This is a genomic window from Croceibacterium ferulae (assembly GCF_003660445.1).
GTDB classification, from domain to species: Bacteria; Pseudomonadota; Alphaproteobacteria; order Sphingomonadales; family Sphingomonadaceae; genus Croceibacterium; species Croceibacterium ferulae.
Genome location: NZ_QZVQ01000010.1, coordinates 99411 through 111250 on the forward strand (window position 1 = coordinate 99411; position 11840 = coordinate 111250).

10 protein-coding genes, 3 tRNA genes and 1 other RNA gene are annotated in these 11840 nt (G+C 66.5%); 8 read left to right on the forward strand and 6 right to left on the reverse strand.

Annotated features, from left to right (window positions below; all coding sequences use genetic code 11):
- The first annotated feature begins 90 nt into the window (after positions 1-90).
- Complete coding sequence (locus tag D5S08_RS13010) at positions 91-2514, forward strand: TonB-dependent receptor plug domain-containing protein (protein ID WP_241557399.1); 2424 nt, start codon at positions 91-93, stop codon at positions 2512-2514.
- Positions 2515-2901: 387 nt separating this feature from the next.
- On the opposite strand, the gene D5S08_RS13015 is transcribed toward D5S08_RS13010, so the two are convergent.
- Positions 2902-2978 (reverse strand) — tRNA-Pro (locus D5S08_RS13015).
- A gap of 112 nt (positions 2979-3090) precedes the next feature.
- Between D5S08_RS13015 and thyA the strand changes: the two genes are divergently transcribed.
- From thyA to D5S08_RS13045, 6 genes are all read left to right on the forward strand, one after another.
- Entirely contained in the window at positions 3091-4047 is a 957-nt protein-coding gene (gene thyA, locus D5S08_RS13020) for a thymidylate synthase (RefSeq protein ID WP_121119240.1), read from the forward strand.
- Between the two features lie 55 nt (positions 4048-4102).
- Positions 4103-5398: a 3-methyl-2-oxobutanoate dehydrogenase (2-methylpropanoyl-transferring) subunit alpha gene (locus D5S08_RS13025; protein WP_121119242.1), complete on the forward strand. Its 1296-nt coding sequence runs from the start codon at positions 4103-4105 to the stop codon at positions 5396-5398.
- 26 nt (positions 5399-5424) lie between these two features.
- Positions 5425-6432, forward strand: a complete 1008-nt coding sequence (locus D5S08_RS13030; RefSeq protein ID WP_121119244.1) for an alpha-ketoacid dehydrogenase subunit beta — start codon at positions 5425-5427, stop codon at positions 6430-6432.
- A gap of 13 nt (positions 6433-6445) precedes the next feature.
- Entirely contained in the window at positions 6446-7711 is a 1266-nt protein-coding gene (locus D5S08_RS13035) for a dihydrolipoamide acetyltransferase family protein (protein WP_121119246.1), read from the forward strand.
- A gap of 100 nt (positions 7712-7811) precedes the next feature.
- Positions 7812-7888: transfer RNA gene (locus D5S08_RS13040), tRNA-Asp, on the forward strand.
- A gap of 76 nt (positions 7889-7964) precedes the next feature.
- Positions 7965-8041: transfer RNA gene (locus D5S08_RS13045), tRNA-Asp, on the forward strand.
- A 28-nt stretch (positions 8042-8069) separates the two neighbouring features.
- Here the strand turns inward: D5S08_RS13045 and D5S08_RS13050 are convergent.
- From D5S08_RS13050 to D5S08_RS13070, 5 genes are all read right to left on the reverse strand, one after another.
- The gene (locus tag D5S08_RS13050) at positions 8070-8282 is read right to left on the reverse strand and encodes a DUF2842 domain-containing protein (RefSeq protein ID WP_121119247.1); all 213 of its coding nucleotides are present in this window, start codon (positions 8280-8282) and stop codon (positions 8070-8072) included.
- The gene (locus D5S08_RS13055; RefSeq protein WP_121119249.1) at positions 8282-8935 is read right to left on the reverse strand and encodes a 5-formyltetrahydrofolate cyclo-ligase; all 654 of its coding nucleotides are present in this window, start codon (positions 8933-8935) and stop codon (positions 8282-8284) included. The genes D5S08_RS13050 and D5S08_RS13055 overlap by 1 nt, the downstream gene beginning before the upstream one ends.
- Positions 8922-9090: non-coding RNA, 6S RNA (ssrS, locus tag D5S08_RS13060), on the reverse strand. Before ssrS ends, D5S08_RS13055 begins: the two co-directional genes overlap by 14 nt.
- Positions 9091-9151: 61 nt before the next feature.
- A complete protein-coding gene (locus D5S08_RS13065; protein ID WP_121119251.1) occupies positions 9152-9475 on the reverse strand; it encodes a cell division protein ZapA in 324 nt (107 codons plus the stop codon).
- Positions 9476-9491: 16 nt separating this feature from the next.
- A complete protein-coding gene (locus D5S08_RS13070) occupies positions 9492-9674 on the reverse strand; it encodes a hypothetical protein (RefSeq protein ID WP_121119253.1) in 183 nt (60 codons plus the stop codon).
- Between the two features lie 207 nt (positions 9675-9881).
- On the opposite strand from D5S08_RS13070, the gene tkt reads away from it, so the two are divergent.
- Positions 9882-11828, forward strand: a complete 1947-nt coding sequence (gene tkt, locus D5S08_RS13075; protein WP_121119256.1) for a transketolase — start codon at positions 9882-9884, stop codon at positions 11826-11828.
- Positions 11829-11840 lie beyond the last annotated feature (12 nt).

The following is an 11840-nucleotide window of genomic DNA, read 5'->3' on the forward strand; positions in this document are numbered from 1 at the left end:
GGCTTGAAGATCATCCCTCGCGGCAAGCGGGCTGGCTTGTTCTAGATCGGCGGCGTTCCAAGAATTGTATTATCAAGAGGTTGCTCCGCCGTGCGCTCTTTCCACCTGCTGCTCACCTCGTCATTGCTGACGGCCAGTCTTTCGACGGGCGCCTTCGCCCAGGCAATCGAGGCGGACTCGTCGTCCTCGATCGAGATGGCGGATGAGATCGTGGTGACGGGCACGCGCACGCCCGGCCGCTCTCGGCTGGAGACGGCCTCCCCGGTCGATGTACTGTCCAACGAGGCATTGCGGGCGCAGGGGACAAGCGAGCTGGGGCAGGCACTGGCGAACGTGGCGCCGTCCATCGTCTTCCCGCGCTCCGCCGCGGTGGATGGCACGGATACCGTGCGCCCCGCTACCTTACGCGGCCTCTCGCCGGATCAGACCCTGGTGCTGGTCAATGGTATCCGCGGGCACAGCTCTGCGCTGCTGAACACCAACGGCTCCGTCGGGCGGGGATCGGCCGCCTTTGACCTCAACACCATCCCGACGGTCGCGCTGGACCGGGTGGAAGTGCTGCGTGACGGGGCTTCGGCCCAATATGGCTCAGACGCGATCGCCGGCGTGATCAACCTGCGCCTGCGCGAGGCGAGCGAGGGCGGCGGTGGCACCATCAGTTACGGCCAATATGCCACCAGCGTGGAGCCGGCACGCAGCGAGTACAATCGGTATGACGGCAAGACCGTGAACGTGTCTGTCTGGCAGGGCATGCGGCTGGCCAGTGATGGCTTCCTGACATTGTCGGCCGATTACCTGGATCGCGGTTTCACCAGTCGTGGCGACCTGGACCGGCGTGTGGACCCGGCGCGCATCACCTCCCGTTTTGGCGACCCCGAGGTCGAGCAGTACAGCCTGTTCGGCAATTTCGGCGCGCCGTTCGCGGGCGACTGGGACGTGTATGGCTTTGCCGGCTACCAATATCGCGACAGCACGGGCGCCGCTTTCCCGCGTCTGGCCAACAATGCCAACAATGTCGCCTCGATCTATCCGGACGGATTCCGGCCGATGATCAACGTCCGTTCGGACGACATCAATTCTGCACTGGGGCTGCGCGGACCCGTCGGCGAGTGGGACGTGGACCTCAGCGTCTCCTGGGGTCGCAACCAGCTGCGGTTCCGTACGCTGGATTCGCTGAACTCCACCTATGGCGCGGCTTCGCCGACGGACTTCAACGACGGCAAGCTGGCTTACGATCAGCTGGTCGCCGGCGCGGATGCAAGCCGCCAGTATGATCTGGGCGGCAGCGACACATTGAACGTCGCCGCCGGTGTCGAATACCGGCGCGAGACCTTTGCGATCAGCCAGGGACAGGTGGAGTCCTATGCCCGTGGACCGCTGGGCGGCAACACCGCGCTGGGCAGCGGTGCACAAGGTTTTCAGGGATTCTCGCCCGCCAACGCCGTTGATGTCTCGCGCGACAATGTCAGCGCCTATGTGGATCTGGAGGCGCAGCTCGGCCGGTTGCTGATCGGCGTCGCGGCGCGGGGGGAAAGCTATTCCGATTTCGGCGAGACGGCGACGGGCAAGCTGTCTGCCCGATATGACCTGGCGGACAGCTTTGCACTGCGCGGCACCATCTCCACCGGCTTCCGCGCGCCATCGCTGCAGCAATCCTTTTACACGCTGACGCAGCCGCAGGTGGCGGCCGCGCCGGGGGGCGGGGTGACCATCGTGGACACCGGAACCTTCCCCGCCACCAGCCCCGTCGCCGTCGCGTTGGGCGGCCAGCCCCTGGACCCGGAGAAGTCGTTCAACCTGTCGGCGGGTGCGGTTTACCGGTCGGGCGGGTTCAACCTCAGCGTGGACGCCTACCAGATCAAGGTACGCGACCAGCTGGCGCTGTCCGACAATCTCGGCACCGGAGTGAACGCCACGCCGGAGATCACCGCTCTGCTGGCGCCGTTCAGCGTGTCGGCCGCGCGCTTCTTCGTCAACGGCATCCGCTCGACCACCCGGGGCATCGACGTTGTCGCCAATTACCGCTTACCGACCGACACCGCCGGCCGGTTCGACCTCACATTGGCCGGCAATGTCAACGAAGTCGACCTGACGGAAGTGCCGACCGGCACCGGCACGATCACGGTGCCGGCCCTGTTCGGCCAGCAGCGCATCGTCGGGCTGGAGCGCGGCACGCCGCGGGTCAAGGTCACCGGTCAGACGAACTGGGAACTGGATGGGTTCGGGGCGCTGCTGCGCGCGACCTATTACGGCAGCGTCACGCAGCCGGCGTCGACACCGGCAAACTATGCCGAGACCGGCAAGCACGTGATCGTCGATCTCGAGGCCCGCGCTCCGCTGTTCGAACAGGCGACGCTGGCTGTTGGTGCGAACAACCTGTTCGACGTCTATCCGGATTTCGTCCCGGAGACCAACGCGGTCAACTACAACAATGGCGGCACGGCGTTCCCCTATTACTCGCCGTTCGGCTTCAATGGCCGGTTCCTTTATGCACGGATCAATCTCGATTGGTGAAGCGGGGAGCGCCCAGGCGAGCCGGTAAAGAACGTGCCGGCCGCCGCACGCTCAACGTACGAATCGTTGCCCGTAAGCTCGATCGTCACAGGGGATCTTCGAGAAGGCTGGCGGCGGGACAGCTCGTTGTGCCGTCCCGAGGACTGCTCCCCTGGCGTCTTGATACAAAAGTGGTCGAGCAGGGTCGCGAGAACGATCCGCGCAAAGTTGTACGGCGGAGGGATGACGTCTGCGAAACCGACCCTTCGGCTGACGAGGATGTCAGGAGCGGTTAGCGTCATGAGCACGCTGGCTTGTGTGACAACCGCCAGCCGACAGATCGCGACTATCCCCAGATGCAGGGGAAGGGCGAGACTGTGCAGTCCATCGCGGATCAGACGCGATAATTGGTCGGGGAGAGAGGATTCGAACCTCCGGCCCCTGCCTCCCGAAGACAGTGCTCTACCAGGCTGAGCTACTCCCCGACCGGACCTTAACACACCCGGAAGAACCGGCTGCGAGGCAAGGCAGAGGCGGCCCTATAGGCAGGGTCCGCCGGGCTGGCAAGCGGCCATTTGGGGTGGTAGCGAAACAGCCATGCACAGCCTCCTTCCTTCGACCCCGAGCCCGCATGCCGACCATTGGGAATGGCAGTATCTCGATCTGATGCGTCGCATCTGGGAAGAGGGCGACGAACGCGCAGACCGCACCGGGGTGGGCACCCGCAGCATCTTCGGCCCGCAGCTGCGGATCGACCTGTCGGACGATCGCGTCCCCTTGCTGACCACCAAGCGCGTATACTGGAAGGCAGCGGCGCGTGAGATGTTGTGGTTCCTGTCGGGCGATACCAACATCCGTCCGTTGCTGCAGCAAGGCGTCACCATCTGGAGCGACTGGCCGCTCGCGTTGTACCGGCGCTCCACTGGCGAGGAGATCACTCAGGAGGCATTCGAGAGGCGAATCGTCGAGGACGCGGCTTTCGCCACGCGATGGGGTGATCTTGGCCCGGTCTATGGCAAGCAATGGGTCGACTGGCCGACTTACGCGCCCGAGGGCAACGGATTGTTTCGGCAGGGGCCCGGCATCAACCAGCTGGAACTGCTGATCGATGGCTTGCGGCGCGATCCTGCCGGTCGGCGACACATCATCGAGGGATGGAACGTGGCGGAACTGCACCAAATGGCGCTGCCGCCATGTCACAAGACCTACCAGTTTCATGTCAGCGGCGGACGCCTGTCCTGCCAGCTGTACCAGCGCAGCTGCGACGTTGCGTTGGGCCTGCCGTTCAACCTGTTCGGAGCCGCGCTGTTGACGCGCATGGTGGCGGCGCAGGCGGATCTGCAGCCGGGCGAGCTGATCTGGACCGGAGGGGACACGCACCTCTACCTCAACCATGCGCATCTGGTGGAGGAGCAACTCGGCCGGGCACCATCCGGTGAGCCGCGCCTACGATTGTTGCGCCGCCCGGAAACAATTTTCGATTATCTGTTTGAAGATTTCGAGGTGCCGGATTACCATCCGCAGGGCGCCATCCGCGCACCCGTCGCCGTGTAAGCGGCGTTGATGACAAGGGCTCCGGCATGAACCGGGCCCGGTCTGGAGAGAGAGCATGACGATGGAGGCAGTGCCCCCGGCGGGCGCGAACCGTCCAGTATTGGCGCTGCACGTGCCGGAGCCGCGGTTCCGCCCCGGCGACCCGGTCGATTTCGGCTTCCTGACGATACCGCCGGCCGGCGCCCAGCCGCGCCCGGACGAAACCTGCGCACCGGCCGAGACATTCCCGCTTTGCACCGATCTGGTCCGCGTGCTGGGCGACGACGATCAGGCCCATGGACCGTGGGATCCGCGCCTGTCCGCAGACGGGATGCGCACCATGCTGCGCCTGATGGCGATGGTGCGCGTCTTCGACGGACGGATGTACCGGCTGCAGCGGCAGGGCAAGACCAGCTTCTACCTGAAATGCACCGGGGAGGAGGCGACCAGCGTGGCGGCGACGATGGCGCTGGATGCCGGCGACATGATCTTCCCGTCCTACCGCCAGCAGGGCTGCCTTATCGCGCGCGACTACCCGCTGCTGGAGATGGTGAACCAGATCTTCAGCAACCGGGCAGACAAGCTGAAGGGGCGGCAGCTGCCGATCCTCTATTCCGCGCGGGAGGTGAACTTCTTCACCATCAGCGGCAATCTGGCGACGCAGCTGCCGCAGGCGACCGGCTTCGCCATGGCCAGCGCCATCAAGGGCGACAGCCGCATCGCCAGCGCCTGGGTCGGGGAAGGGTCCACGGCGGAAGGAGACTTCCACAATGCGCTGACCTTCGCCGCGGTCTACAATGCGCCAGTGGTGTTCGCCGTGGTGAACAACCAGTGGGCGATCTCCAGCTTCTCCGGCTTCGCAGGCGCGGAGCGGACGAGCTTTGCCGCCCGTGCCATCGGTTATGGCATCGCGGGGCTGAAGGTCGACGGCAACGATGCGCTGGCGGTCTATGCGGCGCATGCCTGGGCCGCCGATCGTGCGCGGCTGAACCACGGCCCGACGCTGATCGAGTATTTCACCTACCGCGTGGAGGGGCACTCCACCTCCGACGACCCGAGCGTCTACCGCGCCGCGGATGAAGGCACCGGCTGGCCGCTGGGCGACCCGATCGCCCGCCTGTCTGCCCATCTGATTGCAATTGGCGAATGGTCGGCAGAGGCGCACGCAGCCATGCTGACAGAGCTGGATGGCGAAGTGCGCACCGCGATCCGCGCGGCCGAGGCGAACGGCATCCTGGGCCACGGCCTGCACCAGCCTGACACCACCATGTTCGAGGATGTGTACGAGACCATGCCGTGGCACCTGCGCGAGCAGATGGCGCAGGCCCTGCACGAGCGGGCGGTCAAGTATCCGCCGGAGGTGCAGCCATGAGCACCGACGAAGGGGCAGGGCGCCCGATGACCATGATCGAGGCGATCAACGACGCGCTCGACATCATGCTCGCCCGCGATCCCGATGTGGTGGTGCTGGGCGAGGATATCGGCTTTTTCGGCGGTGTGTTCCGCGCTACTGCGGGCCTGCAGGCGAAGCATGGCAAGACCCGCGTGTTCGACACGCCGATCAGCGAATGCGGCATCATCGGCGTGGCGGTGGGCATGGGCGCCTACGGCCTGCGTCCGGTGCCGGAGATCCAGTTCGCCGATTACATCTATCCCGGGCTGGACCAGCTGATCAGCGAAGCGGCGCGGCTGCGATATCGCTCTGCCGCGGAGTTCATCGCGCCCATGACCGTGCGCACGCCGTTTGGCGGCGGCATCTTCGGCGGGCAGACGCACAGCCAGAGCCCGGAAGCGCTGTTCACGCATGTGGCGGGCCTCAAGACCGTGGTGCCGAGCACTCCGCACGATGCCAAGGGGCTGCTGATCGCCGCGATCGAGGACAATGACCCGGTGCTCTTCTTCGAGCCCAAGCGCCTCTATAACGGTCCGTTCGACGGCTATTACGACCGCCCGGCCAAGGTCTGGAAGGGCCACGCCGATGCCGTGGTGCCCGACGGGCACTACACCATCCCGCTGGGCAAGGCGCGGACGGTGCGGGAAGGGGAGGCGCTGACCATCCTGGCCTACGGCACGATGGTCCATGTCGCCTCCGGCGTGGTCGAGTCGCTGGGCGTCGATGCCGAAATCATCGACCTGCGCACGCTGGTGCCGCTCGATATCGAGGCGATCGAGCAATCCGTCCGCAAGACCGGGCGCTGCCTGATCGTGCATGAGGCGACCCGCACCAGCGGCTTCGGCGCAGAGCTGTCGGCGTTGGTGACGGAGCGCTGTTTCTACCATTTGGAGGCTCCGGTGGAGCGGGTCACGGGGTTCGACACTCCGTATCCGCACAGCCTGGAATGGGCCTATTTCCCCGGACCTGTCCGGGTCGGCGAGGCGATCGAGCGGCTGTTGGCCGCCGACTGACAAGGAGGGGCACATGGCCCGCTACAGCTTCAACCTGCCCGATATCGGCGAAGGCATCGCCGAGGCGGAGATCGTGCGCTGGCACGTCGCCGTCGGCGACTGGGTGGCAGAGGACATGCCGATCGCCGACCTGATGACGGACAAGGCCACGGTGGAGATGGAGACTCCCGTCGCCGGCCGTGTGCTCGAGGTCGCCGGAAAGGAAGGCGATGTGATCGCCATCGGATCAGCGCTGGTCATCCTCGAGACCGACGCAGAGGCGGGATCGACCGGCCAGGGTGAGCGCCCCGCCGCCGACGCGGCGCGAGCGGAGGCGGGTCCTGCCCATGAAGATGAGCCGGCTGCACCGGCCGAGCCTGCGAGTCCCGCCCCCGTCCCACCGGTCGAGGCAGTCTCGTACGCTCAGACCTCGGGCAGGATCCAAGCCAGCCCGGCGGTGCGCGAGCGCGCCCGCTCCATGGGGATCGACCTGAGCCAGATCAGGCCCGCCGCAGACAACCGCATCCGGCATGCCGATCTGGACGCCTTCCTCAGCTACACGCCGGGCTATGCTGCCAAAATTGGGGCGCAGGCGGACGAGGTGGTGCCCGTCATCGGCCTGCGCCGCCGGATCGCGGAGGCCATGAGTGCCTCCAAGCGGCAAATCCCGCACTTCACGCTGGTGGAGGAATGCGACGTGACCGCGCTGGAGGAAGCGCGGATGCAGCTGAATGGCGCAGGCGATGACCGGCCGCGCCTGACCCTGCTGCCGCTGCTGATCGCTGCAACCTGCCGCGCCTTGGCCGAACACCGGATGCTGAACGCCCGCTATGACGAGGAAGCCGGCGCGGTCACCCGTCACGGCGCTGTGCATATGGGCATGGCGACGGCCACAGCGAACGGCCTGATCGTGCCGGTGATCCGCGATGCACAGGGCAGGAATCTGTGGCAGCTGGCGGACGAGATCACCCGGCTCGCCACCGCTGCGCGTGACGGCAGCGCGGCGCGGCAGGAACTGTCCGGCTCCACCTTCACCATCAGCTCCCTCGGGCCGCTGGGCGGCGTGGCGGCGACCCCGGTGATCAACCGTCCGGAGGTCGCCATCCTGGCGCCAGGCAGGATCGTGGAGCGCCCCGCTTTCGTGCCGGACGGCATGGGTGGGGAGCGTATCGCCAAGCGCAAGCTGATGAACCTTTCGCTGTCCTGCGATCACCGCGTGGTCGACGGGCAGGATGCGGCGCTGTTCATGCAGACCATGCGCGGACTGCTGGAAATGCCGGCGCGACTGCTGGCTGGTTGAAGGGGAGAGACAAAGCTTTTTCCACAGGCGATTTCGACCTGTTGACAGGGCAGGCGACCGCCCGTAGAGGCGCGTCTCCCAAGCGGGCTCCGGCCTGTAAGCGGGTGTAGCTCAGTTGGTTAGAGCGCCGGCCTGTCACGCCGGAGGTCGCGGGTTCAAGTCCCGTCACTCGCGCCACTTGGGGGGTTTTCCAGACTCTCAGGTGGCGGTTCAGCCCTTAGGGCAGGTTTTCCACGTCGGCTTCGGCCTGTACGCGGGTGTAGCTCAGTTGGTTAGAGCGCCGGCCTGTCACGCCGGAGGTCGCGGGTTCAAGTCCCGTCACTCGCGCCACTTCGTGGCCTTTGAACCCCGCGGCACTTCAGCTCCAGCGGCCGGTTTCCATCCAGATCAGGAAGCGCCTGAGCGGCAGCAGCCAGGCGACGCCCAGCACCAGGTAGATCACGGTCTGCAGCCACACCGGCTGCCGCCCGATCCACGGCGACAGCTGCAGGATCAGGCCGGCATAGAGCGCCAGTCCGACCAGCAGCAGCAGCACGCCCGCCGGGATGCGCAGGGTGGGCTTCTCCCGCATCAGAACGGCCCCAGCACCCGCGTGGGCGTGACGATCGCGTTCAGCGGCATGTCATGCGGCGCGATGGGCAATTCGAGCACCTCCTGCACATCCCACGCCATGCCGATGGCGATCACGTCCGGATGTGCGAGCAGGTACCGATCATAGAAGCCGCCACCCTGACCCAAGCGCTCGCCGGTGGCAGTGAACCCCACCAGCGGGACGAACAGCACGTCCGGGTCCACGATCGGTGTCTGCCGATCGGGCTGCAGCAGGCCCATGGGACCAGGTGACAGATCGCTTTCATCGTACGGATCGGTGTGGCGATGAAAGGTCAACTCCCCGCCGACCGTCACATGCGGCAAGGCGATCGGGTGCCCCGCCTCGAAGAAATGACGGATGTAGCCGGCCGTGCGCGCTTCGCCCTCGGCGGCGCGGTACAGGCCGATCGTGGCGCCTTCCGGCACCAGGTCCAGCACAGGGCGGGGCGGGCGATTGAACACCAGGGCGCTGACTTCACGGGGCAGGGCGGCGGCATGATCGAGGCGGGCCTGGCGCAAGGTGGCGCGCAAGCGCTTCTTCTGCTCGAAAATGTCGGCCAAGCCGTCCTCCGCTGCGCTGCCCGGGCGCCGGGCGCCGGGCGCCGGGCGGTGATGGTGTGGCGGAACCACCATGGGTCGTTTGCCGGGAAATCCTCTGACGCGTCACGTCAGGTGGGCGCCATGTGCACCGGCCTTCGGGACGAACCCGCAAGCCGGGCAGGGACAGCTCCCAAGGATTTGGTTATAGCCTCAGGGATTTTCATGCAGCTCGTGCCGGGCAGTCCCGCCAGCGCCAATCTAGGAGCAGGTGACGTTGCACTCAAGGGGTACGCGGCGTGGCGGAGCAAATCAGTCCGGGCTTGTCTTATCCAGCCGGTCGGCCACGCCTTCCAGGCGGCTGGCAAGCTGCTCCAGCATGATGGCGGGATCGTCGCCGTCAGAGACAGGATCGGCAGCCTGCCGGTCGAGCTGTTCGCGCGCCTCGTGCAGTTCGTCCGCCAGCACCAGCGTGGCGTAAAGCAGGCGGCGGACCTCCGACTGGCTGGCGAGACCAGGCACCGCCCGCAGGCGGTTCTCCACCAGATCGCCGAGCGCGCGCAGATGCGCCTCCTCGCCCGGCGCGCAGGCGACGGTGTAGGCTCGCCCGCCGATCGTCACGTTCACATTGCTCATGACCGGTGCTGCATCCTCAGCCGTCCAGCCGGCCGATCAGCCGGTCCAGTTCCGCAAGCGCGGCCGTGGCCTCGGCGCGCAGGGCGGCATGGCGCTGCTCCAGCCCAGTGTCCGCCGGTGCACGCGCTGCTGCCGTTTCGATACGGTCGGTTGCGCGGGCGATGCGCTGCAAGGCGTGGCTGATCCGCTGGCGGTCCATATCGCGCGCCTTATTCAACAAAGCGCATAATGGCAAAGTGTTGTGCGGCACTGCTGCAACAGGCTCTCGGCCCAAACCGGGCACCATGCTTGACGGCGCCAGTCCCGTTCGCAAGGGAGGCCGCGACCGAATCGCGCACCCGATCTTGACGCGACCATGTTTTTCCGGAGCAATCGTTTGACGCAGGATCCTGTCCGCCTCGCCGCAATGGCCAATGCCGTTCGGGCGCTGTCCATGGATGCGGTGCAGGCCGCGAATTCAGGCCATCCCGGCATGCCGATGGGCATGGCCGACGTGGCGACGGTGCTGTGGTCCGATTACCTGAAGTTTGATCCCGCGCAGCCAGACTGGGCGGATCGCGACCGCTTCGTGCTGTCGGCAGGCCACGGCTCCATGCTGATCTACGCGCTGCTGCACTTGTCCGGCTACGACCAGCCGACGATGGATGACATCCGCAACTTCCGCCAGCTGAACAGTGTATGTGCCGGCCATCCGGAAAACTTCCTTTTGCCGGCGGTGGAAGCGACTACTGGTCCTCTGGGGCAGGGGCTCGCCATGGCGGTGGGCATGGCGGTGGCCGAACGGCATCTCAATGCGCATTACGGCGACGATCTTGTCGATCACCGCACTTGGGTGATCGCGGGTGACGGTTGCCTGATGGAAGGCATCAATCACGAGGCGATCGGCCTGGCCGGGCATCTGAAGCTGGGCCGCATGATCGTGCTGTGGGATGACAACCGCATCACCATCGATGGCAGCACGGACCTGTCCACCAGCGAGGATGTGGCGGCCCGCTACGCCGCCGCCGGCTGGCATGTGGCCGCCTGCAACGGGCATGACGTTGCCGCGATCCGCTCTGCAATCGACGAAGCCGTGGCGGACGAGCGGCCCAGCCTGATCGCCTGCCGCACGGTGATCGGCAAGGGTGCGCCCAATCTTCAGGGCACGTCCAAGACCCATGGCAGCCCGCTGGGCGCCACCGAGATCGCGCTGGTGCGCGAGACGCTGGGCTGGACGGCGCCGGCATTCGAGGTTCCCGAAGAAATCGCCGCCGACTGGCGCGCCACGGGTGAGCGCAGCAAAGACGTTCACGCCGCTTGGCGGCAGCGGCTGGAGGCAAGCGAGCGGGCCGCGGAGTTCACCGCGCGGATGCACGGTGAGTTGCCGCAACTGGCCGACTGGGCCGAGTACAAGGCGCAGGTCGCGGCGGAACGGCCGAAGATGGCCACCCGCAAGGCGAGCGAGGCGGCCCTGTCCGTACTGACGCAGACGGTGCCGGCGCTGATCGGCGGGTCTGCCGACCTGACCGGTTCGAACAACACCAAGACGCCGTCCACGACGCCGCTGACCGCCGACGATTATGCCGGCCGGTACCTCAATTACGGCATTCGCGAGTTCGGCATGGCCGCCGCGATGAACGGCATGGCGCTGCACGGGGGCGTGATCCCCTATGGCGGCACCTTCCTGGTGTTCTCGGACTATTCCCGCCCGGCGATTCGCCTGGGCGCGCTGCAGCAGGCGCGTACCGTCCATGTGATGACGCATGACAGCATCGGCCTGGGAGAAGACGGACCCACGCACCAGCCGGTGGAGCATCTGGCGTCCTTGCGCGTGATCCCCGACCTGCTGGTGATGCGCCCGGCCGACACGCTGGAAACCGCCGAGTGCTGGGAACTGGCGCTGCAGCAGGCTGATCGGCCTTCGCTGCTGGCACTGACGCGGCAGAACCTGCCGGCCGTGCGCTTCGACGCGGCGGAGAACCTGTGCGCCAAGGGTGCCTATCTGCTGAAGGGCGCCACGGCGGATCGGCGCGTGCTGCTGATCGCCACCGGGTCGGAAGTGTCGCTCGCGATCGAGGTGCAGGTTGCCCTGGAGGCTGCCGGGATCGGGGCCGACGTGGTTTCGATGCCCTGCGCCGAACTGTTCATGGAGCAGCCCGCCGAGTACCGTGCCGGCCTGCTCGGCGGCGAGGGTGTGCTGCGCGTCTCGATCGAGGCGGGCACCACTTTCGGTTGGGAACGCTTTACCGGACTGGATGGGCTGAATATCGGCATCGACCAGTTCGGCGCCTCCGCCCCGGCGGAGGAGCTGTTCGCGCGCTTCGGACTTACCGCCGACGCGATCGTTCCGCAGATCATGGCCAAACTCGGCTGAACTACAGGAGAT